Below are 24,774 nucleotides of genomic sequence, written 5' to 3' on the forward strand. Positions count from 1 at the left end.
TGTCGCGAAGTTACCCACGGGCCATGACATCGGAGTGACATGTTCCGTGCCGTGGCGGGGATTCCGCTACGTGGGCAGGTCCGCGTAGGCCACCGCGTATTTCACCAGCGCCGCCTGTCCGTCGATGCGCAGCTTGCGCCGCAAGTGCAGCCGGTGCGTTTCCACCGTGCGCACCGAGGTGCCCATCTGCTCGGCGATGTCCTTGTTCGAGCGGCCCTCGGCCAGCAGCCGCAGCACCGCCGCCTCGCGCGGGGTGAGCGGCCGCGCCTGCGGCGGCGCCGGCTGGCCGCCGTCCACCAGCGCGCGCACGCCTTCGCTGAAATGCCGTCCGCCCGACCGCACCGTCTCGATGGCCTGCACCAGCTGTGCGGCCGGCGCATCCTTGAGCACATAGCCGCGCACGCCCAGGCCCACGGCGCGCCGCACGTATTCGGCGTCCTGGTGCATCGACAGCACCATCACGCGCACCAGCGGAAAGCGCTCGCGGAAGGCGGCGGCCAGCTGGATGCCGCTGCCGTCGGGCATGCGGATGTCCGTCAGCACGATGTCCGGTGCCACGGCGGCGGCGAGCTCCAGGGCTTCCTGCACGCCGCCCGCCTCGGCGGCCACGCGGATGTGGGGCGTGGCCTCCAGGCGCATGCGCACGCCGTCGCGCACCAGCGGATGGTCGTCCACCAGCAGGACGCGGATCGGATCCTGGCCGGGTCCGGCGTTCATGCGGGCACCTGGAACGGTTCGATGCCGGCGGCCGGCCCGGCGGCGGGTGCGTCCCGGCGGTCGAGCACCGCCAGGATGCGCGTGCCGCCGCGGCCCGATGCGATGGCGAAGCGGCCGCCCAGGCCTTCGATGCGCTCGCGCATGTTGCGCAGGCCGATGCCGCCCTGGCCGTCGCGCTGCACGCGCTGCACGTCGAAGCCGCGCCCATCGTCGCGCACCGAGAGGCTCACCCGCCAGCGCGTGAAGCGCAGCGCCACCTCCACGTGGGTGGCGCCCGCGTGCATGCGGGCATTGGTGAGCGCCTCCTGGGCAATGCGGAACAGCGCCGTGCCGTGGCTGGTGGGCAGGGGCCCGGCCGGCCCGCGCAGCATGAACCGCACGCTGAACGCTCCCTGCTCCTCCACCTCCTGCGCCATCAGCGCGAGCGCGGGCGCGAGCCCCAGGTCGTCGAGCAGCGCGGGGCGCAGGCCGTGGGACACGCGCCGGATCTCCAGCAGGGCATCGTTGAGCCGCTCCAGCCCATGGTCGAGCATGTCGCGCGGTGCGTGGGCGGCGCGCGCTGCCCACTGCACCTGCGCCGTCTCCAGCAGGAATTTCGAGGACACCAGCACCTGCACCACGCCGTCGTGCAGCTCGCGCGCCACCCGCACCCGTTCCTCTTCCTGCGAGCTCACCACCCGCTGCGCGAGCCGGCGCAGCTTGGCGCTGGCCACGCGGTGGTCGCTCAGGTTGAGCGCCAGGCCCGCGAGCCCGATCAGCACGATGCACAGCGCGGCGATGCCGTAGATGCGCTGCCGGGTGCCGTCGATGTTCTCCTGCGCGGCCCGGTCGATGTGGCGCAGCGTTTCCTGCACGTCGTCCAGGTACAGCCCCGTGCCCAGGATCCACTCCCAGCCGGGCAGGGTGGTGACGTAGGCGAGCTTGGGCGCCATCAGTTGCGAGGAGGGCTTCTGCCAGTCGTAGCGCACCATCCCGCCGCCCTGGCGCGCCGTCGCCAGGATCCGGTTCGCCGGGGCTTCGCTGCGCGGATCGCCGGGATCGCACAGGTCCACGCCCGACAGGCCCATCTGCCGCGCGTCCAGCAGCACGTTGCCCTCGCGGTCATAGACGAAGAAATAGCCATCGCGGCCGAACTGCATGCGCGAGAGCAGCGCCAGTGCCTGCCGCTGGCGCTCCACGGGGTCGGACTCTTCGGCCGCGATGCGCGCGAGCGCGCTCTGGGCCAGCTGCACGTAATGGCGCAGTTCGGTCTCCTTGCTGTGCAGGTAGGCCGTCTCCACCAGTTCGCGCTCCTGCTGCGCCAGCCGGAGCGTCTGGTGCCGGGCCGTCGCGGCCACGGAGCCGAGGGCCACCAGGATGGGCAGGGTGGAGAGCAGCAGGAGTTTCAGCCGCAGTTGCATGGTCTGTCTCGCAAAGTGGGAGGAGCTGTTTTGCCTGATACCGGCAAATTCGATCGGCGGCTATGGGGGTAATGCCCGGTATTCCATGCCGCGGTGACAAGCTGTTAATACGGATGAGTATCTGGAAAATGCATGGAACTTTGAATGGTGTGAATCCGGCAGGGGCTCGCATTGCCTGGTTGACCGAAAGAAGATAAATCGCACCGCCATGGTGAGGTGGTTCCCCGCGCCGGTGCGGTTACGTACCCGGATGCGCCGGCGCGCTCGCCGGTGGTGCATCGAAAAAGCGCCTTGCACCGGGAGAATTCCCCTGTGGCGACAGCAGGATGCGTGCCGTGCCCATGTTCCGTGCATTCCCTGCGTAGTACTGCGCAACCCGGTCTGCGTAATCCTGCGTAAGGGAAAAATGTGCTTTCGTTCCGGTCGGCGCCCGCACAGAATTCCTTCGCGTCTCCCCTTTTCATCAATATTCGATCCGTTGCGGTTCGATTATTCCGGTGGGCCGCGTGGCGGTGTGGAAGGGTATTTCCATGCCACGTCTGCGTCATTGAACGGAAGGAATGTCATGGATATTCGGAACCCCCTGTCCCGGGGCCTGGCGCTGTGCGGCACCGCGCTTGCGGCCGTGCTGCTGGCGGGGTGCGCGGCACCCGCCCAGCGGGAGGTGCTCTCCACCACCCAGATCTACCCCGCGATCGGGCCCTACTCGCAGATGGTGGCCCACGGCAACACGCTGTACTTCTCGGGCGTGCTGCCCCTCAACGCCGCCGGCAGCGCGGTGCAGGGCACCACCATCGAGGAGCAGACCCGCGCCGTGCTCGACTTCATCGGGGCCAAGCTGCGCTCCCAGGGGCTGTCGTATGCGGACGTGCTGTCCACCACCGTGTACATGAAGGACCTGGGCGAATTCGCCGCCATGAACAAGGTGTACGGCGAGTACTTCCGCAGCGCGGCGCCTGCGCGCGCCACCGTCGAGGTCGCGCGCCTGCCGCGCGACGTGAAGATCGAGATCGCGGCCATCGTCGGGCGCCGCTGAGCCACCGGACCGATTCGAGGAGATCCCCCATGATCGAAACAACCCCCGTGGCAGTCCGGGCTGCCGATGGCATCGAGCGTGCCGTGGCCGAACCGCGCTGGAGCGCCAAGCGCCGCGACTTCCTGCGCATGATGGGCTATGGCGCCGGCGCGGTCACGCTGGGCCCGCTGGTGGCCGCGTGCGGCAGCAGCGGCGCGCAGACCGCCGCCGAGGCGCTGCGCGAGCAGCTCGTGCGCGACGAGACCTTCTGGACCGGCGTGCAGGACATGTTCGTCCTCAAGCCCGAGAAGACCTACATGAACATCGGCACCGGCGGCTCCATGCCCAAACTGGTGCTCGACGTCTTCGATGGAGAGAACCGCAAGAAGGCCGCCGATTCCGGCAGCGGCTACGGCAACCTGCTCGACCTGCGCAGGCAGGTGGCGCCGGGCTTCGGCGTGGATGCGGACGAACTCGCCTTCTCCGCCAACACGTCCTCGGGCATGTGCCATGCCATCCTCGGCATCGAGTGGCAGCGCGGCGATGTGGTCGTGACCACCAACCACGAGCACGGCGGCGGCGACACGCCGCTCAAGATCGCCACCGACCGCTACGGCATCGAGGTCTCGCGCATCGAGATGCCCGTGGGCAACAACCAGACCGCGGCCACCTACGTGAACCTGTTCGACGAGCGCATCCGCGCGCTCAAGGCCCAGGGCAGGCGCGTGCGCGCGATGATGTGGTCGTCGCCCACGTACAAGACCGGCACCATGCTGCCCATCGCCGACCTGATGGGCGTGGTGAAGGCGCACGGCCTCATCAGCATCGTGGACGGCGCGCACCTGCCGGGCATGATGGCCTACAACTACGCGGAGCTGGGCATGGACTTCATGTCCGGCGCCGGGCACAAGTGGCAGTGCGGCCCGGGATCCACCGGCATCCTGATCGTGCGCAACAAGATGCGCGCTTCCAACCCGCTGCCGCTGCCCAGGTGGTATCCGGTCCACACGAGCTCCTACGCCGCGAAGGACCGCACCACCAACGGCACCGAGACCTACGACATCGCCGCCACCATCACCAGTTGCGGCAGCCTGCACACGCCGATGTTCATGGCGCTCGCCCAGGCCTGCGCCCAGTGGGACGGCATCGGGCGCAAGAAGATCGAGACCTATGACCTCACGCTCTCGTCCTATCTCAAGGAAAAGATCGCCGAGCGCTGGGGCATCGACGCGCTGTACTCGCCCAAGGACGACCCGAAGCTGCTGTCCGCGCTCACGTCCTTCAATCCCTTCCCCAACAAGGCGGACGTGATGAACGCGCAGAAGGCGAATGCCTTCGTCTCGCGCATGCTCGGCGATTACGCGCAAGGCTTCGTGATCCGCAGCGCGGACTTCCCGGTCATCGGTGCGCCGTCCAACCACTACGGCATCCGCGTCTCCACCCATCTCTGGCACGACGCGCGCGATATCGACCTGCTGGTCGATGCGATGTGGGACCTCTCGCGCAAGATCTGACCCTCCCCGCGGCGATCGCCGCATGCCATGAAAAAGAGCGCGGGAATCGCTTCCCGCGCTCTTTGCCCTGGAGGAGGGGGCTCGCGTCAGAACCGGTGGCGGATGCCCAGGCCGATGCTGTTGCCCGTGCTCCGCGCGGTGATGCGGTCGTTCATCAGCATCGCATAGACATCCGTGCGCTTGGACAGGAAGTAGTCGTAGCCGACGGTGAAGGTCTTGCGGTCGATGTCGGTCTGCGTCATCTCGGTCTTCACCCACTCGACCAGCACCTTGCCCGACGGGCCGGTCGGGATCGAGGCGCCGATCTGCATGGTCTTGGCCTTGTTGTCGGTGTTGTCCGCCTTGGACTCGCCATAGCTCAGGAAGGGCTTGACCACCTGGAAGTCGTAGGCGCCCAGCAGCATCCAGTCCTTCTTGGTCGTGCCCAGGTAGGCGCCCTGGCCGGGGTTGGCGATCTGGTCGCGCTCGTAGAAGCCGGTCACCGTGAGCGGGCCGCCGAAGTAGAAGAAGTTCGCGCCCACGTTCTTGCGGCCGTTGTTGCCCGCCTGCTCGCCGAACTGGTACTGGATGTTCGCGGAGAAGCCGCCGATCTTCGGCGTGCTGTAGACGATCTGGTTGCTCCAGCCCGTGTCGGCCGGCGTCGTCGAGGCCCAGCCCGTGCCGTTGAACAGGGGCACGTTCATGTGCAGGATCAGCGGCGAGAAGTTGAACGAATCGCCCAGCGGATTGCCCACCACCGACGGCAGGAAGTTGGGCGCCATCCAGCGGCCCAGCAGCACGGAGCCGAAGTCGCCGGACAGGCTCACGTTGGCATCGCGCGAGAAGAACGTGTCGTTCGCGAAACGGCCCTGCGTGCCGGTGTCGACCTGCAGGAACGATGTCAGCTGGAAGCTGGCCTTCAGGCCGCCGCCCAGGTCTTCCGTGCCCTTGAAGCCGAACCACGAGGTGGTCAGGCCGCCGCTATTGACCACCGAGCGGCGGCTGGCGTCGCCGGCCATCTTCATGGAGCCCACGTAGATGTCCGACAGCCCGGTGAGCTGGACCGAGCTCTGGGCGTGGGCACCGGCGGCGCACAGCAGCGCGGCGCTCAGCGCGATCAGGTTTTTTTTCATAAGACTCCTGTCCACAACGACAAAAAACAAACGGAAAAGGGATCGGATGGATGCACCGGAGCAGGGCGCGCCGGGCGACCATGCACCCGGAGAACGCACTCCGCGGCCGTGGGGAGGCACGTTCCGGTGGTGGCAATTTGTAACCAGCAATTACCGTGCCGGCAATATGGGCTCCTGCCTGCCAGGCCGGTTCTGCACGGCGCTTTTGACCTCGCTCAACACGCCAGGGGCGCGGGCGCGCCACAGTGCGCACCATGTTCCCCATCCCTTCCACCGATCCTTCCGTGCCGTGCGAGGTGGCCGCCGCAGGCCAGGTGCTGCGCCAGCGCCGCCAGCAGTCCGCCTCGGTGCTGCACCTCGACAGCGGCCGCGTCGTTTTCGGGGTGCGCGAGGAAGGGCAGCTCAGGCATCAGCTCGGTGCGGTGGACGGGCCCTTCTGGCTCGATGCCGCGTCGGCCCTGCTCGGCCAGCCCTGCCCCGTGGACATGGTGGCGGATTCGCGCGTGCAACTGCGCCGCGTGCCCCTGGACGCGTTCCGCCACGAAGTGGCACTGCTGCCGGACACGGTGCAGCGCCTGGTGCGCGACATGGCCGCCGGCTACCTGCAGCAGACCGAACTGGCCGTGAGCCGCCTCGCGCAGGATGCGGAAGCCCGCTGCGCCCAATGGCTGCTGCGCCATGCCGAGCCTGCCGACGGCGGGGCGCTGCGTGTCACCCTCAGCCAGCGCAAGCGCCTCATCGCAGCGCAGCTCGGCATCGCGCCCGAGACCTTCTCGCGCGTGCTGCGGCACTTGCGCGAGCACGGCCTCGTTGCCGGCACCGGCAACGTGCTGGTGCTTCCGCAGCCGGGCGAGCTACAGATGGTGGCCGGCGGCTGAGCACCCGGCGGCGCATCTCCTTCGAGGACTCGGTGATCATCGCGGACCGCCCGGGCGCGCGGTAGCCGGAGGCCGGGAGCAGCGGTCCGCGCTCCAGCCTGCCGGGGCCTGAAGCCGCGGCGCCATCGGGGTTCTCCCGGGGCCGCCCCCCGGGGTTCTACCCAAAGCCGCCGGGCGGAGCGCTGCGTATATTCGTTTGCAAGGGCCCGGCCTGTCCCGGGTGCGCATTCCTGCAACGAACCCGGCGCTCCGCATGTTCCGCCTTTTCCATCGTTCCCGGCCGATTCCCGCGCAGAGCGCGGAGCGTGCATGAGCGTGCCGCCCGCTCCGCCCGCGGCGGCAGGGCGCGGCCGCCTGCGCGCGTTCGCCACCGTGCACGACGGGCGCGAGTCGCACTGGCACATGCCCGGCCCGCTGGTGCTGCGCGTGATCGCCGCCGCCGTGGCGGCCGTGCTGCTGGCCGGTGGACTGGCCGCCTGGATCGTGGCGCGCTCCGCCCAGCAGGAGGCGCTGGAGCGGCTCATGGAACGCCAGACCGACGAGGTCGAGACGATCGCGCTGCTGCTGTCCAGCAAGATCGAGCAGAACCAGCGCGTGCTGGCCGCGCTGGCCGAGAGCATTCCCACACCGCTGCCCGATTCGCCGGGCGCGCTCGACGCCCTCCTGGGCCAGGGGCTGCCCGCGGCGCGCTTCTTCGATGCGCTGCAGATCGCGCGGCAGGACGGCAGCCTCGGCCTGTACTGGCAGAACGGGCGGCTGCACCCCGGCGCGCAGCTCGACCCCGCCGAGCGCGACCAGTTGCGGCGCACGCTGCTGGAGGGCAAGCCGCTCGTGTCCGGCGTGATCGGCAATGGTTCCGCAGATGCTCGCATCATGTTCAGCCTGCCGCTGCGCGCGGCCGAGGACGGCGGGGTGCAGGGTGCGCTCGCGGGCACGCTGCGGCTGCAGTCGCAGGGCCTGCTGCCGCCGTCGATGGCGCTGCCGGCACGGGCCGGCTCGACGCTGGTGGTCTTTTCGCGCGACGGCGCCATCCTCGCGCACCCGGACCCGGCCCGCGTCCTCGGGCTGGTGCGCAACGAGACCGGCCTGTCGCAGGTGTACGAGCGGGCGCTGCAGGGCGGCCAGGCTGCGGTGGCGGGGCGCGGATTCTCGGAGTTGGTGGCCGGACAACTCGTGAGCGTGGCGGGCGTGCCGCTGCCCCAGTGGCTGGTGGCGCGCGTGAGCGATGTACGCGCCTCGGATCTGGACCTGCTGGCCGGCGGTGGCCAGCGTGGCCTGGGGCGCGCAGCGGCCGCCACGGCCTGCGCGGCCCTGCTCGCGGCCATCGCCATCGCCGTGCTGGCCCAGCCCCTCACACGGCTGTGCCGGCGCGTGGCGCGCGCCCATCCCACCGGCATCGCCGACGATGCGCCCTGGCCGGCAGGGGGCGGCGAGGTGGACGCCCTCGCGCAGGTCTGCCGCGCGCTGGTGGACGATTGCCGCCTGGCGCAGCACCGGGCGGGCGTGCTGCAGGACCAGTTCCAGGCCGTGCTGGACCATGCGCCCGCCGGCATCGTCATCACCCGAGCCGAGCAGGTGCTGGTGGTCGGGCTGGAGGCCTGCCACCTGCTCGGCTACGAACCGCATGAACTGCAAGGGCAGCCAGCGCGGATGCTCTACGCGAGCGATGCGGCCTATGCCGAAGTGGGCCGGCGCGTGCGCGCCGAGTTCGCCGCGCACGGCGCCTTCGACGGCGATGTCTGCTTCGTCCGCAAGGACGGCGGCGCGGTCTGGGCGCGGGTGCTGGGCCGGGCGGTGCGCGACGGCGCCGTGGCGGAAGGCGGAGGCACCGTGTGGATGCTGGAGGATCTGACCGCGGCGCGCGAGGCGCGGCGCCAGCAGGACTGGCCTGCGGGTCACGACTCCCTCACGCAGCTCGCCAACCGCGAGGCATTCCAGCAGCGCCTGCACGCCTTGCTGGCGGATCGTGCGAAAAGCTCCATGTTGGTGCGTTCGGTGTTTCGCCATGGTGCGGTTCCTGCCGATCCCGTGCAGGAGACCCCCGGTGGCGCCGAGACGTTGCTGCCGTCCGCTGCACCAGAAGCGGGCGTGGTGCTGTTCCTCGATCTCGACCATTTCACGGTGGTGAATGCGATCGCCGGGCATGACGCGGGTGACGACGTGCTGCGCCACGTGGGCCGGCTCATCGAGACGCAGGTGCGGCATGTGGGATGGGCCGCCCGGCTGGGCGGGGACGAGTTCGCGGTGGTGCTGCCCGGCTGCGCACTGCCGCGCGGCCTGGCGATCGCCCAGCAGTTGTGCGCGGCCGTGCATGCCTGGGAGCCGGCCTACGCCGGCCGCACCTATACGCTGGGGGTGAGCATCGGACTCGTGCCGCTGGACGGGGGCGCCTACGACGTGCCCACCGTGCTGCATGCGGCCGACATGGCCTGCTACGAAGCCAAGCGCGCGGGCCGCAACCGGGTCGAGGTGCGGTGGCTGCGGCCGGACCACCCGCTCGGCAGCACGCCGGTGGACGGCAACGTGCAGGCCTGACGTTCGCGCGGCAGCGGGGCCTCCCGAGCCCTACCGCGTAGCGGCCGTCCTGTCCATGACGGCTGTGGAAACATTCTGTTCTTCGGAACACGGGCGGCTGCGGCATCGGCAATGGTGCTTCCGTCGGGCATAGTGCGTGCCGCATGCCGGGCGCCCGTTCCGGCGCTTCCAGGGAGCCGGCAGCATCGCTGCCGGGGCGTGCGCCACGGGGAGGAATCAAAAGAATGTCGCTTGCGTACTGGCTTCGGGAGGAGCCTGCAGAGCCTGTTAGGTGGAGGAGATACTTTCTGACCACCAAGCCGCTCCTGGCCTTGCTCATGCTGGCAGGCGCCTGGACGGCATGGTGGTGGGCCGACAGCGCGCGTTGTGATCGCCAGGACGAATTCACGTTGCGTGGCATTTGCCTGATCCAGATCCGTGACAGTGCCGAGCAGGGCGAGGTGCTGGCCCAATGGATCTACGGCAATTATCTGGAAGGGGAAGATCGGAAGCAGGAGGGGAACGGCTGGCAGCTTCGCGCCATGCACGGCGCCAGGAAAGGGGTTGAGCTGCACGACAACATGATCGGCTATTGCGACCGCGTACCCGGCTTCGAGGCGCGCACGGTCGAGGCCATCATGCAGCGCGTGGCGGCGGACAGCCCCGATGCCCACCTGCGGCTGCTGCAGCTCTACACCTACCGGCGCTGCGGTGCGTTCGACCTGGACAAGGCCGCAGCGCAGATTCCGCTGCTCACCCAGTGCGCCCATCTCTCGCTGGGGCACTACCTGCGTGCAGCCCGGGACACCGGCCACCGCGTCGCTCCGGCGACGCGGCAGGCCATCCGGTCGAACTTGGCGCTGTGCGCCCAGGATGTCGCCCATCCACCGCCCATCGCCGATACGATCCGCGAGTTCATGCCGGTGCGCCAGGTGGACCTGGATGCGCTGTCGCGCGAGCTGGATGCGCTGGACCGCTGACATGGCGGCGTGGTGGCTGCGGTGCGGCAGTGGCGCGAAGTTCCTGATCACCTTCCTGTCGGTGTTCGGGGCGTGGACCGGCTGGTGGTGGATCGACAGTGCCCGCACCTGCCCCCGGCAGGAAGCAGCCACGCTGCATGGCCTGTGCCTGATGCAGGTGCGCGAGCGTGCGGAGCGCGGCGAAAGCGCCGCGCAGCGGACCTATGGCATCTACTTGCAGATCCATGGCCGGGAGGCGGAGGCCCGGGCCTGGCAGCTGCGTTCCGCAAGGCGCGCCGGCCCGGCGGCTCCCTGAGGGATCGCGCCCCGGTCAGTCCGCCACGCCACCGATCGCGCGCAGCACGTTCTCGGCGGTGGCCGGCGCCACCAGGCGCACCGGCCCGTCCGGCGAAACGCCCTTCGATGCATCCGCGTGCGCCGCTGCCACGGCATCGCGCAGCGCTTCATAGACGCTCACGGCCAGCATGAAGGGCGGCTCGCCCACGGCCTTGCTGCCGCCCACGTTGTCCTCGCGGTTGGCCTCGTGCCACAGGTCCACCCGGAAGTGGGCCGGGATGTCGCCCGTGGCCGGGATCTTGTAGGTGCTGGGCGCGTGCGTGGCGAGCCGGCCCTGGCCGTCCCAGACGAGCTGCTCGGTGGTGAGCCAGCCCATGCCCTGCACGAAGCCGCCTTCGATCTGGCCGATGTCGATGGCGGGGTTGATGCTGCGGCCCGCGTCGTGGAGGATGTCCACCGCCAGCACGCGGCTCTCGCCGGTGAGCGTGTCGATCGCCACCTCGGTGCAGGCCGCGCCGTAGGCGAAGTAGTAGAACGGGCGCCCGGTGAGCGTCGTCTTGTCGTAGTGGATCTTGGGCGTGCGGTAGAAGCCGTCGCTCCAGAGCTGGATGCGGTTGGCGTAGGCGGCCTGCACCACGTCGCGCCACGCATGCGTGCGTGTCGGCGAGGTGATCCGGCCGTTCTCGAAATGCACCGCGCCCGCGCCGCAGTGGTCCAGGCCCGCGACGAAGGCCGCGAGGTTGTCGCGCACGTGGCGCGCGGCGAACTGCGCTGCCCGGCCGTTGAGGTCGGTGCCGCTGGATGCCGCGGTGGCGCTGGCATTGGGCACCTTGCTGGTGTCGCTCGCGGTGACCAGCACGCGGTCCAGTGGTACGCCGAGTTCGTCGGCCACGATCTGCGCCACCTTGGTGTGCAGTCCCTGGCCCATCTCCGTGCCGCCGTGGTTCACCTGCACGCTGCCGTCGGTATAGACGTGGACCAGCGCGCCGGCCTGGTTGAAGAGCGTGGCCGTGAAGCTGATGCCGAACTTCACCGGCGTGATGGACACACCGCGCTTGAGCGTCGGGTGGCGGGCGTTCCAGGCCGCCACGGCCTCGCGCCGCTGGCGGTACTGCGAGGACTGCTCCAGCCGCGGCAGCAGGTCGGGCAGGATGTTGTCTTCCACGGCCATCTGGTAGTGCGTGACGTTGCGGTCCTCCAGCCCGTAGAGGTTGGCCATGCGCACGTCCAGCGGATCGTGGCCGAGAGCGCGCGCGATGTCGCCGAGGATGGTCTCGATGGCGATCACCCCCTGCGGCCCGCCGAAGCCGCGGAACGCGGTGTGGCTCTGCAAATTCGTCTTGCAGCGGTAGGAGGCGATCTCCACGTTCTCGAGGAAGTACGCGTTGTCGCAATGGAAGACGGCGCGGTCGGCCACCGGGCCGGAGAGGTCTGCGGAGAAGCCGCAGTTCACGGCCATGCGCAGCCGCAGGCCCTGGATGCGGCCGTCATTGTCGAAGCCCACGTCCCAGTCGTAGGCGAAGGGGTGGCGCTTGCCCGTGACCATGAAGTCGTCGTCGCGGTCCAGGCGCAGCTTCACGGGGCGCCCGGCCTTGCGCGCGGCCACGGCGGCCCAGACGGCCAGGTGACCGGCCTGCGTCTCCTTGCCGCCGAAGCCTCCGCCCATGCGGCGGCAGGACACGGTGACGCGGTGGCTGTCGATGCCCAGCGCGTGCGCCACCCAGTGCTGTACCTCGCCCGGGTGCTGGGTGCTCGAATGCACCTGCCACTGGCCCTGCTCCTGCGGCAGGACGTAGGCGATCTGGCCTTCTAGGTAGAAATGCTCCTGGCCGCCCACTTCGAGCGTGCCCTGCAGGCGGTGCTGCGCCGCGGCCAGGGCCGCGGCCGCATCGCCGCGGCGCACGGTGACGGGCGGCAGCACGTAGCTCTCCTGTGCCAGCGCCTCGTGCACTGAAAGCACGGGCGGCAGTTCCTCGATGTCCAGCTGGACCCGCCGCGCGGCGCGCCGCGCCTGCGCCACGGTGTCGGCCAGCACGAGGCCGACCACCTGGCCCGCGAACTGCACCGTGTCCCGGGCGAACACCGGCTCGTCGTGCGCGAAGGCGGCGAGCACCGGATCGCCCGGCACGTCGGCCGCCAGCACGACGTCGCGCACGCCGGCCAGGGCGCGGGCCGCCGCGGCATCCACGCCGCGCAGGCGGCCGTGCGCCACGGGCGAGAGGATGGGCGCCGCGTGCAGCGTGCCCTTCCATTCGGGCAGGTCGTCGATGTACTGCGCCGTGCCCGCCACTTGGGCGCGGGCGCTTTCGTGGATGGGGGAGGCGCCCACGGCGCGGCGTGCGCTGCGCGGCGTGCCGTCCAGGCCGGGCGGCGGGGCTTCGCCGGCCATCGGGCCGGCCGCGCCTTCCGCGTCGGCGCGGACGGCCACCGGGTCCGCATCCGCGTCGCGGCTCAGGGGTCCTTCGGGGGCGGTGCTGGCGGGCAGGGTGTCGTCGCGGCGGTTCATGCCTGTTCCTCCGCCTGCGCCTGTGCCACCGGCACGAGCTGTTCGAGCGATACGGTAAGGGCGCCAAGCCCTCCGGGATGCTCCGGGCTCTCCAGCCAGCAGCGCCGCATCAGCGAGGCCAGCACGGCGCGCCGGTAGGCACCGCTGGCGCGCATGTCGGATATGGGAGTGAACTCCGCCTGCAGGGCCTCGCCCGCGCGCAGCGCGGCCGCCTCGCTCCAGGGCTGGCCGGCGAGCGCCGCCTCGGCGCCGCGTGCGCGCGCCGGCACCGCGGCCACGCCGCCCGCGCCGATGCGGGCCGATTGCACGGCGCCGTCCCGCACCGTGAGCAGCACGGCCAGGCAGACGGCGGAGATGTCGTCGTCGAAGCGCTTGGACACCTTGTAGGCGGCCAGCCGGTCGCCCGGCGCGGGCAGGGGCACGGCGATGCGCGCGACGATCTCGTCCGGAGCCAGCAGGTTGCGGCGGTAGCCCGTATAGAAGTCCTCCAGCGGCAGGCTGCGCTCGCCGCGCACGCTGGCCAGCACGATGCGCGCGCCGAGCGCGATCAGCACCGGCATCGAATCGCCGATGGGGGAGCCGTTGGCGACGTTGCCGCCCAGCGTGCCCGCATTGCGCACCGGCAGCCCGGCGAAGCGCTCGGCGAAGCGCCGCAGCGCCGGCCAGTGCGCGGCCAGCGCGGCGAAGGCGTCGTCCAGCGTGGCCGCCGCGCCGATGGAAAGGTGGCCGTCCGCGGCATCGATGCGCCGCAGTTCCTCGGCCCGGGTGACGTCCAGCACGCGCTCGAAGCGGCGGTGCTGCTTGGTGATCCACAGGCCCACGTCGGTGGTGCCCGCGACGATTTGTGCATCGGGATGCGCGGCACGCGCTGCCAGCAGTCCGGCGAGCGTCTCCGGCGCCAGATAGCCGGGCGTGCCGTCCTGGGGTGCCGCCACCGGGTTCCGCAGCTCCCGCAGCCGCTCCAGCACCGCGCCTTCGTCCACCGGCTGGGCCGGCAGTTCGGCCATCCGCACGGCGGCGTCCAGGATCGGGCGGTAGCCGGTGCAACGGCACAGGTTGCCCGAAAGCTCCGCCACGGCCATCTCGCGCGTGACGGCGCGGCCCTGGCAGACATGGTTCTGGTACATGCCGAACAGGCTCATCACGAAGCCCGGCGTGCAGAAGCCGCACTGCGACCCGTGGCACTGCACCATGGCTTCCTGCGCGGGATGCAGCGGTGCGGGCGCGTCGCGCTGGATGAGCGGATCCTGCGCGAGGTCTTCCACCGTCCACAGCGCCATGCCGTCGATCGCGTGTGCGAGGCGGATGCAGCTGTTCACGGCCCGCAGGCGCAGCCGGCCCCCTTCCTCCGAGCCCAGCACCACGGTGCAGGCGCCGCAGTCGCCCTCGCCGCAGCCCTCCTTGGTGCCGCAGTCGCCCAGGTCCTCGCGCAGCACTTCCAGCAGCGTGCGGTCGGGCGGAACATGGGCCAGCGTCACGGGCTGGCCGCGGCGGAGGAAGCGGATCGGTCGGGAGGCAGCGTTCATTCGCGGGCTTTCTGGGGCGGGCCCGGCGTCCGGCAACCGGACGGGGGCAAGGGGGCCATGGACTCGAAGCGTAACCGGTCCCGGCGCCGCCTGCCACCGCAAATTCGATGCCAGCGCCCGCACTCCCGCTAGCGGCCGCAGTCCTCGCAGACGTAGAAAATACACCTCGCCCTCCTTCCCGTCCACCAGGGGCGCAAGGTAGGCCACGCCGCTGTCTGCCGCGAAGGTCATCCGCACGCGCCGTCCATCGGCGAACGACACGTCCACCCAGTCGCTCATGCATTCGCCGAAGGCGCCGTAATAGTTCATCACGTCGATCTGCGACACCGGGACGGCCTTGCGCAGGAACGTCCGCACATGGCGGGGCGTGACCGCGCGTGACTTCGGTGGCGGCGCGGCGCAGGGCCGGTTGTCGGCATCGAAGTAGCGCGTGCTGCGGATCCGGATGCCCTGGACCGGGCCGAGCGCGTGGGGGTAGGCGCGGGCTTCCGTGCGGCGCTGGTCTGCCTGGGCAGGGGGCAGGTCCGGGCCGGGAGCAGGGCCGGCTTGAACGGCTACGGCACCCAGGGCCGAGCACAGGACGAAGCGGTGCACCAGGGCACCGCGGTACGGAGAAGGAACCATGGCGTCGTCGGTGAAAGGCCGGATGAAGGCCGGAGGAACTCTTAGGATGATAGAGGGCGCCGGAGGGGCGTTCCGCGCACCGGCACGGCACGGGGCTTGCATGGTCCCGTGGGGCGCTCTTCTTTCTGCGCCGCCCGATTCAATCCAAGAGACAATCGTCCGCATGAATGCTCCCCCCTCCCCGCCAGCTGCCACCGGTGCGCCGCCGCGCCTGCAGTTGTCGGGCATCACCAAGCGCTACCCGGCCGTGGTGGCCAACAGCGGCGTGTCGCTCGCCGTGCAGCCCGGCGAGGTGCACGCGGTGCTCGGCGAGAACGGTGCCGGCAAGTCCACGCTGATGAAGATCATCTACGGATCGGTCAAGCCCGACGAGGGCGCGGTGTGGTTCGACGGCCGGCCCGTGTCCATCCGCAACCCGCAGGAGGCGCGCCAACTGGGCATCGCCATGGTGTTCCAGCATTTCAGCCTGTTCGACACCCTCACGGTGGCCGAGAACGTGTGGCTGGGGCTGGACAAGGGACTGGCGCTGGCCGAGGTCACGCGTCGCATCCGCGACACCGCGGCGCAATACGGCCTGGACATCGATCCGCTGCGCCCGGTGCACACGCTGTCGGTGGGCGAGATGCAGCGGGTGGAGATCATCCGCGCGCTGCTCACCTCGCCGCGCCTGCTGATCCTGGACGAGCCCACGTCGGTGCTCACGCCCCAGGCGGTGGAAAAGCTTTTCGTGGTGCTGCGCCAGCTGAGCGCCGAGGGCTGCAGCATCCTCTACATCAGCCACAAGCTGCACGAGATCCGCGCGCTGTGCACGGCGTGCACGGTGCTGCGCGGCGGCAAGGTGACGGGCGTGTGCAATCCCTCCGAGGAGTCGAACGCCTCGCTGTCGCGGCTCATGATCGGCGCGGAGCCGCCGGCCCTGCAGCACCGGCCCGCGCGCACGGGCGACGCCGTGCTGGAGGTCGAAGGCCTCAGCCTGCAGCGGGAGGACCCGTTCGGCGTGGAGCTGATCGACATCGGCTTTTCCGTGCGGGCCGGCGAGGTGGTCGGCATCGCCGGCGTGTCGGGCAACGGCCAGAAGGAACTGCTCTACGCGCTCTCGGGAGAGGACACGCGCGCCGCACCGGCCATGGTGCGCGTGGCGGGCCGCCCCGCGGGCCGCATGGGCCCGCGCGCACGCCGTGCGCTGGGCCTGCATTTCGTGCCCGAGGAACGCCTGGGCCGCGGCGCCGTGCCCACCATGGGCCTGGCCGACAACCTGCTGCTCACGCGCTCCGACTGCGTCGGCTCGGGCGGCTGGGTGCGCACCGGCGCGCTGGCCGCGCAGGCGCGCCGCATCATCGAGCGCTTCCAGGTGAAGGCCGGAGGCCCGCAGGCGGCGGCGAAGTCGCTCTCCGGCGGCAACCTGCAGAAATTCATCGTGGGCCGCGAGATCGACGCCGGCCCGAAGCTGCTGATCGTCTCGCAGCCCACCTGGGGCGTGGACGTGGGCGCGGCCGCGCAGATCCGCGGCGAGATCCTGGCGCTGCGCGACGCGGGCTGCGCGGTGCTGGTGCTGAGCGAGGAGCTGGACGAGCTGTTCGAGATCTCCGACCGCCTGCACGTGATCGCCAAGGGGCACCTGTCGCCCTCCATCGACCGGGCCGACGCCACGGTGGAGCGCATCGGCGAATGGATGAGCGGCTTGTGGAACGCCGACGTGCAGGCGCCCCTGGGCCGACGGGACAGCGAAGACCATCCGGAGGGCGTGCATGCTCAAGCTTGAACCGCGTCCGCAGGCCTCGCGCCTGTGGACCTATGGCTCGCCGCTGCTCGCGCTGGCCTTCACCGTGCTGATCGGCGTCCTGCTGTTCGCCGCCCTGGGCAAGGACCCGGTGCGCGGCCTGCAGGTGTTCTTCTGGGAGCCGGTCAAGACGCAATACGCGATCGGCGAGCTCATGGTCAAGGCCACGCCGCTGCTGCTGATCGCGCTGGGGCTGGCCGTGTGCTTCCGCTCCAACGTGTGGAACATCGGCGCGGAAGGCCAGTTCGTGATCGGCGCCGTGGCCGCGGGCGGCATCGCGCTGCTGGCGGACAAGACCACCGGGCCGTGGATCGTGCCGGCCATTCTGGTGGCCGGCGTGCTGGGCGGCATGTGCTGGGCCGGCATCACCGCGCTGCTGCGCGACCGCTTCAACGCCAACGAGATCCTGGTCAGCCTGATGCTGGTCTACGTGGCCACGCTGGTGCTGGGCTACCTCGTCTATGGCCCGTGGAAGGACCCGATGGGCTACAACTTCCCGCAGACCCGCACCTTCGAGCGGGTGACGCAGATCCCGCGCCTGATGCAGGGCTCGCGCGTGACCATCGGCCTGCCGATCGCGCTGGCCGCCGCCGCGGCGCTGTGGGTGTTCCTGTTCCGCACGCGGGCCGGCTTCGCCCAGCAGGTGGGCGGGCTCGCCCCGGCCGCCGCGCGCTATGCCGGCTTCTCGTCGCGCCGTGCGCTGTGGACGGCGCTGCTCATCTCCGGCGGCGCGGCCGGCCTGGCGGGCGCGCTGGAAGTGGCCGGTCCCCTGGGCCAGCTCACGCCCTACGTGCCGGCGGGCTACGGCTTCGCGGCCATCATCGTGGCCTTCGTGGGGCGCCTGCATCCGGTGGGCATGGTGTTCTCCGCGCTGCTCATGAGCATGTTCTACATCGGCGGTGAGCTCGCCCAGTCGCGCCTCGGGCTGCCGAAATCGCTCACGGGCGTGTTCCAGGGCCTGCTGCTGTTCACGCTGCTGGCCTGCGACACGCTGATCGCCTACCGCGTGCGCTGGGTCGGCGCGCCGGCCCGGAAAGGAGCCGCGTGATGGAAGCCTACGCACTGCTGCTGGGCTCCACGCTCAGCGCCGGCACCGTGCTGGCGCTCGCCGCGCTCGGGCTGCTCATCAACGAGAAGGCGGGCATCGTGAACCTCGGCGCCGAGGGCATCATGCTCTGCGCCGCCATCGCGGGCTTCGCCACGGCCGTGCACACCGGCAGCACCTGGGCGGGCTTCGCGGCCGGCATGGGCGCCGGGGCGCTGCTTGCCGCCGTCTTCGGCGTGCTGGTCATCTGGCTCAACACCAACCAGTACGCCACGGGGCTGGCCCTCAGCCTGTTCGGCGCGGGCTTCTCCGCCTTCGCCGGCATCCAGTACGTGCAGGCCAAGCTGCCCACGCTGCCGCAGTACGCGCTGCCGGTGCTGGGCGACCTGCCGCTGGTCGGGCCGGCGCTGTTCCGCCAGCATCCGCTGGTGTACGGCGCGATGGCGCTCACCGCGGGCCTGGCCTGGTTCCTCTACCGCTCTCGCGCGGGGCTGGTGCTGCGCTCGGTGGGCGAATCGCCCGAGTCCGCCCACGCGCTCGGCTACCCGGTGCGCCGCATCCGCCTCGCGGCGGTGGTGGCGGGCGGCGCGCTGTGCGGCCTGTCGGGCGCCTACATCTCCACGGTCTATACGCCGCTCTGGGTCGAGGGCATGGTGGCCGGCCGCGGCTGGATCGCGCTGGCGCTCACCACCTTCGCCACCTGGCGCCCGGCACGGGTGTTGCTTGGAGCCTATCTGTTCGGCGGCGTGACGATGCTGCAGTTCCACCTGCAGGCCACGGGCGTGCAGGTGGCCAGCCAGCTCCTGAGCATGCTGCCGTACGTGGCAACCATCGTGGTGCTGGCGCTGATCTCGCGCAATCCGGCCTGGATTCGCGCGAACATGCCCGCCTCGCTGGGCAAGCCGTTCCATCCCGGGGGCTGACCGGGGCGCCGCGCCGTGCCATCATTGCCGTTTCCAAACGTTTCCGATTTCTTCTCTCACCTGTTTTCCCTGGAAGGACATTCGACATGACCGATCTGCACAAGCGCTCGCTGATGAAGGCCGCCGCGCTTTCCGCCCTGGCCGCCGCCGCGCTCTCGGGCTGCGGCAAGAAGGACGAGCCGGCACCGGTGGCAGCGTCCGCGCCCGCTGCCTCGGTTCCCGCTGCCCCCGCCAAGGCCGAGCCGCTGAAGATCGCGTTCGCCTATGTCGGCCCGGTGGGCGACGGCGGCTGGTCGTTCGCGCACGACAACGGCCGCAAGGCCATCGAGAAGGAATTCGGCGACAAGGTCGTCACCAGCTTCGTCGAGAGCGTGCCCGAATCGGCCGATGCCGAGCGCGTGCTGCGCGACATGGCCGGCCAGGGCAACAAGCTGATCTTCGGCACCACCTTCGGCTACATGGAGACGATCCAGAAGATCGCCCCCGATTTCCCGGACGTGAAGTTCGAGCACGCCACCGGCTACAAGACCGCGCCCAACGTGCGCACATATGACAGCCGCACCTACGAAGGTGCCTACATGGCCGGCGTGATCGCGGGCGCCATGACCAAGACCAACACGCTGGGCGTGGTCGGCTCGGTGCCGATCCCCGAGGTGATCCGCAACATCAACAGCTTCACGCTGGGCGCGCAGTCGGTCAACCCGAAGATCAAGACCAAGGTGGTGTGGGTGAACGAATGGTTCAGCCCGCCGAAGGAAACCGAGGCCGCCACCTCGCTGATCAACGGCGGCGCCGACGTGCTGTTCCAGAACACCGATTCGCCCGCGGTGCTCAAGACCGCCCAGGAAAAGGGCAAGCGCGCCTTCGGCTGGGATTCCGACATGACCGCCTACGGTCCCAAGGCCCACCTGGGTTCCGCCGTCATCAACTGGGGCCCTTACTACATCAAGGCCACCCGCGACGTGCTGGAAGGCAAGTGGGCCACGGGCCAGAGCTGGTGGGGCGTGAAGGAAGGCGCGATCGACCTCGTCTCCATCGCCGACGACGTTCCCGCCGAGACCAAGGCCAAGGTGGACCAGGTCAAGGCCGGCCTGAAGGACGGTTCGTTCGCGATCTGGAAGGGACCGATCCTCGGCCAGGACGGCAAGGAACTGCTCGCCAAGGACGTGGTCGCCGACGACAAGTTCCTCTCGGGCATCAACTTCTACGTCAAGGGCGTGGAAGGCACGGTGCCGGGCGGCGACAAGAAGTGATCCGCGGGGTTCGCCCCGATGGCGAAAGGGCCGCCTATGGGCGGCCCTTTTTTGTCAGCGCTCCAGCACCCGACCCGGCCGCTGCCCCGTCGGCTCCCTGCCGTCCCAGACCCGCCGGCCGTTGACCCACACCCCCTCGATGCCGCGGCTGGCCTGCACCGGTTGGTCGAAGGTGGCCACGTCCTGCACCTGGGCCGGGTCGAACACCACGAAATCCGCTTTCCAGCCGGCGCGCAGCAGCCCCCGGTCGGCGAGGCCGTAGTTCTCCGCGGCGAGGCCCGTCATCTTGTGGATGGCCGCCTCCAGCGTCAGCAGGCCCTGTTTGCGCACCAGCCGCGAGAGCACCCGCGTGAAGGTGCCCCACTGGCGCGGGTGCGGATGCGGATCGAAGGGCAGTCCGTCGGAGCCGACCATGGTGCGCGGGTGCGCGAGGATGCGCTCCACGTCGCGCTCGTCCATCAGGAAATAGATCGCCCCCGCGGGCGCGAGCCGCTGCAGCATGGCGTCGTCGTCCAGGCCCCATTCGCGCTGCAGGTCCGCATAGTCGCGTCCCTGGGCGGACGGCTCGCCGCGCGACCAGGCGATGAGCGTGCGGCGCGCCAGCCGCACGCGGTCCAGGCGCAGCATGGTGGAGGTGGCGGGATAGGGATGGCAATCGAGGCACACGGGCTGCAGCAGGCCGGCCCGGTCGATGCGCGCGAGCGTCTCCACCGAGCGGCCGTGGTTGCGCTCGCCGGCCAGCTTGTGGTGCGAGAACACGACGCGCGCGCCGAGGGCGCGGCCGATGTCCAGCGCCTCCTCGATGGCTTCGTCGATGCGGTCGGATTCGTCGCGCAGGTGGGTGGCATACACCATGCCGGCGCGGCAGCGCATGGCCTCGCCGATGTCGATGATTTCCTGCGTGGTGGCGTGCTGCGCGGGCGGGTAGAAGGTACCGGTGGACAGGCCGAACGCGCCGGCCTCCAGCGCTTCCTCCAGCAGGCCGGCCATGCGGGCGGATTCCTCCGCCGTCGCGGGGCGCTGCAGGTCGTCCATCGCGCTCACGCGCAGGCTGGCATGCCCCACCAGGGGGATCACGTTGACCGCGGCGGGTGCATCGCGCAGCGCCTGCATCCAGGCATGGAAATCGGGGTAGCGGAAGAGATCGGGCGGGCCGAGCAGGTCGAGCGGCTGCGGCAGGGCGCGGCCGGGCGGCACTGGCGCGAGGCTGATGCCGCAGTTGCCGGTCACCACCGTGGTCACGCCCTGCGACACCTTGGGCACCATCTCGGGGTGGGCCAGCAGGTAGCCGTCGTCGTGGGTGTGCGAATCGATGAAGCCGGGCGCGATGACCCGGCCGGCGATGTCGATCACCGTGTGCGGGCCGGCCGCGCCGGTGCCCGGTTCCAGCACGGCGGCGATCGTCTCGCCCTCGACCAGCAGGTCGGCGGGGCGCGGCTCCGCGCCGCTACCGTCGATGAGCAGGCCGCCGCGCAGCAGCAGGCGTGCGTCCGGGGCTGCCGCAGCGGTGCCCGGGATGATGGCGGACCCGGCCATCAGTCGAGCTTCTCGATCTTGTTGCGCTCGATCAGCTCGCCCCAGCGCTTCGTCTCGCGGTCGATGGTGCGCTGGAAGTCGGCGGGCGTGCCGCCGGCGGGAACGGCGCCGAGCTTGGCCAGCCCTTCGCGCACGGCGGGCGTGGCCAGCGCGGCGTTGATCGCGGCATTCAGCTTGGCGACGATCTCGGGCGGCGTGCCGTGCGGCGCGACCACGCCGCCCCAGGCCACCGTCTCGTAGCCCTTCACGCCGGACTCGTCCAGCGTGGGCACGTTGGGCAGCAGGGCGATGCGCTTCGCGCTGCTCACGGCCAGCGCGCGCACCTTGCCGGCAGCCACGAGCGGGCCGACTTCGGACGAGTTGGCGAACAGGTAGTCGATGCGCCCGCCCATCAGGTCCTGCAGCGCGGCCGGGCCGCCGTTGTAAGGCACGAAGAGCACGTCGATGCCGGCCATGCTGCGGAACAGCTCGCCGCCCATGTGGCCGGTGGTGCCCACGCCGGGAGCGCCGAACGACAGCTTGCCGGGCGCCTTGCGTGCTGCGGCGACCAGGCCGGCCACATCCTGGATGGGCGATTCCTTGGGGACGATCAGCACGTTGTAGAGGTCGAACGCGTGGGCCACCGGCACCAGGTCGCGGTCCACGTCGTAGGGCAGTTTCCTGAACAGGGTGCGGTTCACGGCCAGCGTGTTCACGTTGCCGTAGCCGATGGTGTAGCCGTCCGCCGGCCGGCTCTTGATCTGCATGATGCCGATGTTGCCGGCGGCGCCGGGCCGGTTGTCGATCACCACCGGCACGCCCAGCGTCTTGGAGAGTTCGCTGGTCACGAGCCGCGACAGCACGTCGGGCGAGCCGCCGGCGGCCGAGGGCACGACGAAGGTGATGGGCTTCTCGGGCCACGCGGCCTGCGCGGGCAGGGAGGCCGCCGACAGGCAGGCGGCCGAGGCGAGGAGCGCGAGGGTGCGGGACAGCATGCGGTGCATCATGGTGGGCTTTCTCAGAGGGGCGGGTGGGGCGGTTCAGCGGCTTCGCTGGCTCAGGGGAGTGGATCGCCCGCGCCAGTGCGCTCGACGATCAGGCGGTAGTGCTCGGGGCGGCGGTGCTTCGCGAAATTGAAGACGTGCTCGCGGAAGTGCTCGCCGAGCGACAGGTCGGCGCGCACGCAGATCACCTCGTCCTCTTCGCTGGTGGTGCGCGCGACGATCTCGCCGCTGGGCGCGACGATGACCGAGCTGCCGATCATGTGGTGCCCGTCCTCGGACCCGCACTTGGCGGCCGCGGCCACCCAGATGCCGTTCTGGTAGGCGTTGGCCTGCAGGGAGATGAGGTGCGTGGTGGTGCGCAGGTGGGCCGGCTCGTCCCAGTGGATGTTGACCGAGGGCGTGTTGTAGCCGAGCACCACCACCTCCGCGCCCTGCAGCGCCATCACGCGGTAGGTTTCGGGCCAGCGGCGGTCGTTGCACAGGCACATGCCCATGCGCACGCCGTCGGTGTCGAAAGCGCGGAAGCCCAGGTCTCCCACGTCGAAGAACTTCTTCTCCAGGTGCTGGAAGGGCGCCTCGGGCTTGTGGTCCGCGTGGCCGGGCAGGTGGATCTTGCGGTAGCGGCCCCGGATGGCGCCGTCCTGCCCGACGATCACGGCCGAATTGAAGCCGCGCCCCTCGGCGGTCAGTTCCGCATACCCGAGGTAGAAGCCCACGCCGAGCCGGCGCGCCTCGTCGAACAGCGGCTGCGTCTCGGGCCCGGGCAGGCTGCGCTCGAAGAAGCGCTCGTGCGCCTCCGCTTCCGGCATCCAGTAGCGCGGGAAGAACGTGGTCAGCGCCAGTTCGGGAAACACCACGAATCGCGCGCCGCGGCCGTGCGCCTCGCGCAGCATCGCGACCAGGCGCGCCACGACCGAGGGCCGGCTGTCGGCCAGGTGGACGGGGCCCATCTGGGCGACGGCCAGGTCGAGGAAACGGCGGGCAGGGGCGGGGCGCGATGTCATGGAAACCTTCTTCTCTTCGTTGCAGCAGGGGTGATGCAACCGATTATTCGAAGCGGCGTCCGGAGCGTCGAATGACGCTTTGTGGCCCAGGTTTAACCGGGTGTTAAACCTTCGCATCCTCGCGGTGCGCACGGGCGGGCCATGCACCGGCGGGGAGCGTAAAAACCCGCCCGCACGCCACCATGGTGCGGTGCGGCCCGCACCACGCGGCGGACTTCAACCGGGCGCGCCGCCCTCGTCCGGAAAAGGCAGTGCCAGGCCGCACTGCAGCAGCACGCTGTGCAGCGCGCGCAGCAGCGCGTGGGCCGCGGGCGAGAGCGGTTCGCTCTGCAGGTGCACGAGGTCGGCCACGATGGGCTGCGCGCCCCGCACGGGGATCACCCTGAAGCGCGACTCCAGCCAGCCCTGCAGCGAATACTCGTCCACCAGCGCGGCCCCCGCGCCCGCATGTACCAGCGCGCAGGCGTACTGGGGCGAGGTGACTTCGACGCTGAAGCGCGGCGTCGCATCGCAGGCCGCGAACATCTGGTCGATGCGCAGGCCCAGCGGCGAGCCGTGCGGATAGCCGATGAACTCGTGCGGCAACAGCTCTTCCGTGCCTACTTCCTCGCAGGCGGCGAGCGGATGGCTGCGCGGGCAGATCAACATGAGCCGGCTGCTGGCCAGCGGCCGCGTCGCCAGGTTCGGGTGGTCCACCGGGAACGTGGAAATGCCCAGGTCGGCCCGCTGCTGGAGGATGCGCGCTTTCAGCGCCTCGTGCGTGAGGCAGTGGAAATGCACCTGCACGTCCGGCAGCGCCGTGCGCAGCTGGGCGATCGCCAGCGGCACGATCATCTGCCCGAGGCTGGGGCTCGACAGAATGCTCACGAAGCCCCGGCGCCGCACGGCCAGCTCCCGCGTCAGGCTGCCGATGCGCTGCACGCCGCCGTGCACCTGCTCGACCTCCACGTACAGCCGCCGGGCCTCTGCCGTGGGATGCAGCCGCCCCTTGACGCGCTCGAACAGCGCGAAGCCCAGCCGGCTCTCGGTATGCGACAGCAACCGGCTGATGGCGGGCACGGACACGTGGAGCAGGCGCGCCGCCCCGCTGACGGACCCGGTCACCATCACGGCCCGGAAGGCTTCGATCTGTCGCAGATTCATGGCCCGATTCTGCGGCGTGCGCGCCCCGCGTGCCGGCCGCGCGCT

19 protein-coding genes are annotated in these 24,774 nt (G+C 70.5%); 10 read left to right on the forward strand and 9 right to left on the reverse strand.

The features are described 5' to 3' along the window. Positions 1-66 precede the first annotated feature (66 nt). Both ACGHC0_RS05740 and ACGHC0_RS05745 read right to left on the reverse strand, forming a co-directional pair. Positions 67-717, reverse strand: a complete 651-nt coding sequence (locus ACGHC0_RS05740; RefSeq protein ID WP_415267659.1) for a response regulator — start codon at positions 715-717, stop codon at positions 67-69. Further along, positions 714-2,117 (reverse strand): cache domain-containing protein, encoded by a 1,404-nt coding sequence (locus ACGHC0_RS05745; protein WP_368354384.1) that lies wholly within the window; start codon positions 2,115-2,117, stop codon positions 714-716. Before ACGHC0_RS05745 ends, ACGHC0_RS05740 begins: the two co-directional genes overlap by 4 nt. A 565-nt stretch (positions 2,118-2,682) precedes the next feature. Here ACGHC0_RS05745 and ACGHC0_RS05750 point away from each other — a divergent pair. Both ACGHC0_RS05750 and ACGHC0_RS05755 read left to right on the forward strand, forming a co-directional pair. Further along, entirely contained in the window at positions 2,683-3,153 is a 471-nt protein-coding gene (locus ACGHC0_RS05750; RefSeq protein ID WP_415267660.1) for a Rid family detoxifying hydrolase, read from the forward strand. A 29-nt stretch (positions 3,154-3,182) separates the two neighbouring features. After that, positions 3,183-4,646, forward strand: a complete 1,464-nt coding sequence (locus ACGHC0_RS05755; RefSeq protein ID WP_415267661.1) for an aminotransferase class V-fold PLP-dependent enzyme — start codon at positions 3,183-3,185, stop codon at positions 4,644-4,646. Positions 4,647-4,732: 86 nt separating this feature from the next. On the opposite strand, the gene ACGHC0_RS05760 is transcribed toward ACGHC0_RS05755, so the two are convergent. Continuing rightward, complete coding sequence (locus tag ACGHC0_RS05760) at positions 4,733-5,758, reverse strand: porin (RefSeq protein ID WP_415267662.1); 1,026 nt, start codon at positions 5,756-5,758, stop codon at positions 4,733-4,735. Positions 5,759-6,012: 254 nt separating this feature from the next. Here ACGHC0_RS05760 and ACGHC0_RS05765 point away from each other — a divergent pair, with 254 nt between their 5' ends. The 4 genes from ACGHC0_RS05765 to ACGHC0_RS05780 all read left to right on the forward strand — a co-directional run bounded on the left by ACGHC0_RS05765 (position 6,013) and on the right by ACGHC0_RS05780 (position 10,425). Further along, entirely contained in the window at positions 6,013-6,636 is a 624-nt protein-coding gene (locus ACGHC0_RS05765) for a Crp/Fnr family transcriptional regulator (RefSeq protein ID WP_368354388.1), read from the forward strand. Between the two features lie 309 nt (positions 6,637-6,945). Beyond that, positions 6,946-9,171: a diguanylate cyclase gene (locus ACGHC0_RS05770; RefSeq protein ID WP_368354389.1), complete on the forward strand. Its 2,226-nt coding sequence runs from the start codon at positions 6,946-6,948 to the stop codon at positions 9,169-9,171. 317 nt (positions 9,172-9,488) lie between these two features. Then, positions 9,489-10,130, forward strand: coding sequence for a hypothetical protein (locus tag ACGHC0_RS05775; RefSeq protein WP_415268384.1), 642 nt, complete (start codon positions 9,489-9,491; stop codon positions 10,128-10,130). Next, entirely contained in the window at positions 10,114-10,425 is a 312-nt protein-coding gene (locus tag ACGHC0_RS05780) for a hypothetical protein (RefSeq protein ID WP_368354390.1), read from the forward strand. Before ACGHC0_RS05775 ends, ACGHC0_RS05780 begins: the two co-directional genes overlap by 17 nt. A 15-nt stretch (positions 10,426-10,440) precedes the next feature. Here ACGHC0_RS05780 and xdhB read toward each other — a convergent pair whose 3' ends face one another. Next, positions 10,441-12,912, reverse strand: coding sequence for a xanthine dehydrogenase molybdopterin binding subunit (gene xdhB / locus ACGHC0_RS05785; RefSeq protein WP_415267663.1), 2,472 nt, complete (start codon positions 12,910-12,912; stop codon positions 10,441-10,443). Continuing rightward, complete coding sequence (gene xdhA / locus ACGHC0_RS05790) at positions 12,909-14,438, reverse strand: xanthine dehydrogenase small subunit (protein ID WP_415268385.1); 1,530 nt, start codon at positions 14,436-14,438, stop codon at positions 12,909-12,911. The genes xdhB and xdhA overlap by 4 nt, the downstream gene beginning before the upstream one ends. Positions 14,439-15,225: 787 nt before the next feature. Here xdhA and ACGHC0_RS05795 point away from each other — a divergent pair. From ACGHC0_RS05795 to ACGHC0_RS05810, 4 genes are all read left to right on the forward strand, one after another. Beyond that, positions 15,226-16,824: an ABC transporter ATP-binding protein gene (locus ACGHC0_RS05795; RefSeq protein WP_415267664.1), complete on the forward strand. Its 1,599-nt coding sequence runs from the start codon at positions 15,226-15,228 to the stop codon at positions 16,822-16,824. Next, positions 16,811-17,890, forward strand: coding sequence for an ABC transporter permease (locus tag ACGHC0_RS05800; RefSeq protein ID WP_368354395.1), 1,080 nt, complete (start codon positions 16,811-16,813; stop codon positions 17,888-17,890). The genes ACGHC0_RS05795 and ACGHC0_RS05800 overlap by 14 nt, the downstream gene beginning before the upstream one ends. After that, entirely contained in the window at positions 17,890-18,810 is a 921-nt protein-coding gene (locus ACGHC0_RS05805) for an ABC transporter permease (RefSeq protein WP_013593596.1), read from the forward strand. The genes ACGHC0_RS05800 and ACGHC0_RS05805 overlap by 1 nt, the downstream gene beginning before the upstream one ends. A gap of 86 nt (positions 18,811-18,896) precedes the next feature. Further along, positions 18,897-20,063 (forward strand): BMP family ABC transporter substrate-binding protein, encoded by a 1,167-nt coding sequence (locus ACGHC0_RS05810; protein WP_415267665.1) that lies wholly within the window; start codon positions 18,897-18,899, stop codon positions 20,061-20,063. 54 nt (positions 20,064-20,117) lie between these two features. Here the strand turns inward: ACGHC0_RS05810 and ACGHC0_RS05815 are convergent, their stop codons facing one another. The 4 genes from ACGHC0_RS05815 to ACGHC0_RS05830 form a co-directional block, all read right to left on the reverse strand. After that, a complete protein-coding gene (locus ACGHC0_RS05815; protein WP_415267666.1) occupies positions 20,118-21,599 on the reverse strand; it encodes an N-acyl-D-amino-acid deacylase family protein in 1,482 nt (493 codons plus the stop codon). Next, complete coding sequence (locus tag ACGHC0_RS05820; protein WP_415268386.1) at positions 21,599-22,582, reverse strand: Bug family tripartite tricarboxylate transporter substrate binding protein; 984 nt, start codon at positions 22,580-22,582, stop codon at positions 21,599-21,601. Before ACGHC0_RS05820 ends, ACGHC0_RS05815 begins: the two co-directional genes overlap by 1 nt. A 53-nt stretch (positions 22,583-22,635) precedes the next feature. Beyond that, positions 22,636-23,586 carry an N-carbamoyl-D-amino-acid hydrolase gene (locus ACGHC0_RS05825; RefSeq protein WP_415267667.1) on the reverse strand — a complete coding sequence of 317 codons (951 nt, stop codon included), beginning with the start codon at positions 23,584-23,586 and terminating at the stop codon, positions 22,636-22,638. 216 nt (positions 23,587-23,802) lie between these two features. Next, positions 23,803-24,729 carry a LysR family transcriptional regulator gene (locus tag ACGHC0_RS05830; RefSeq protein ID WP_368354399.1) on the reverse strand — a complete coding sequence of 309 codons (927 nt, stop codon included), beginning with the start codon at positions 24,727-24,729 and terminating at the stop codon, positions 23,803-23,805. Between the last annotated feature and the right edge of the window lie 45 nt (positions 24,730-24,774).

It is taken from the genome of Acidovorax sacchari (assembly GCF_042847045.1).
Taxonomy (GTDB): Bacteria; Pseudomonadota; Gammaproteobacteria; order Burkholderiales; family Burkholderiaceae_C; genus Paracidovorax; species Paracidovorax sacchari.

Coding starts and splice junctions, on each gene's coding strand:
- ACGHC0_RS05740 (WP_415267659.1), bottom strand. CDS start 717: ATGAACGCCGGACCCGGCCAGGATCCGATCCGCGTCCTGCTGGTGGAC.
- ACGHC0_RS05745 (WP_368354384.1), bottom strand. CDS start 2,117: ATGCAACTGCGGCTGAAACTCCTGCTGCTCTCCACCCTGCCCATCCTG.
- ACGHC0_RS05750 (WP_415267660.1), top strand. CDS start 2,683: ATGGATATTCGGAACCCCCTGTCCCGGGGCCTGGCGCTGTGCGGCACC.
- ACGHC0_RS05755 (WP_415267661.1), top strand. CDS start 3,183: ATGATCGAAACAACCCCCGTGGCAGTCCGGGCTGCCGATGGCATCGAG.
- ACGHC0_RS05760 (WP_415267662.1), bottom strand. CDS start 5,758: ATGAAAAAAAACCTGATCGCGCTGAGCGCCGCGCTGCTGTGCGCCGCC.
- ACGHC0_RS05765 (WP_368354388.1), top strand. CDS start 6,013: ATGTTCCCCATCCCTTCCACCGATCCTTCCGTGCCGTGCGAGGTGGCC.
- ACGHC0_RS05770 (WP_368354389.1), top strand. CDS start 6,946: ATGAGCGTGCCGCCCGCTCCGCCCGCGGCGGCAGGGCGCGGCCGCCTG.
- ACGHC0_RS05775 (WP_415268384.1), top strand. CDS start 9,489: ATGCTGGCAGGCGCCTGGACGGCATGGTGGTGGGCCGACAGCGCGCGT.
- ACGHC0_RS05780 (WP_368354390.1), top strand. CDS start 10,114: ATGCGCTGGACCGCTGACATGGCGGCGTGGTGGCTGCGGTGCGGCAGT.
- xdhB (WP_415267663.1), bottom strand. CDS start 12,912: ATGAACCGCCGCGACGACACCCTGCCCGCCAGCACCGCCCCCGAAGGA.
- xdhA (WP_415268385.1), bottom strand. CDS start 14,438: ATGAACGCTGCCTCCCGACCGATCCGCTTCCTCCGCCGCGGCCAGCCC.
- ACGHC0_RS05795 (WP_415267664.1), top strand. CDS start 15,226: ATGAATGCTCCCCCCTCCCCGCCAGCTGCCACCGGTGCGCCGCCGCGC.
- ACGHC0_RS05800 (WP_368354395.1), top strand. CDS start 16,811: ATGCTCAAGCTTGAACCGCGTCCGCAGGCCTCGCGCCTGTGGACCTAT.
- ACGHC0_RS05805 (WP_013593596.1), top strand. CDS start 17,890: ATGGAAGCCTACGCACTGCTGCTGGGCTCCACGCTCAGCGCCGGCACC.
- ACGHC0_RS05810 (WP_415267665.1), top strand. CDS start 18,897: ATGACCGATCTGCACAAGCGCTCGCTGATGAAGGCCGCCGCGCTTTCC.
- ACGHC0_RS05815 (WP_415267666.1), bottom strand. CDS start 21,599: ATGGCCGGGTCCGCCATCATCCCGGGCACCGCTGCGGCAGCCCCGGAC.
- ACGHC0_RS05820 (WP_415268386.1), bottom strand. CDS start 22,582: ATGCACCGCATGCTGTCCCGCACCCTCGCGCTCCTCGCCTCGGCCGCC.
- ACGHC0_RS05825 (WP_415267667.1), bottom strand. CDS start 23,586: ATGACATCGCGCCCCGCCCCTGCCCGCCGTTTCCTCGACCTGGCCGTC.
- ACGHC0_RS05830 (WP_368354399.1), bottom strand. CDS start 24,729: ATGAATCTGCGACAGATCGAAGCCTTCCGGGCCGTGATGGTGACCGGG.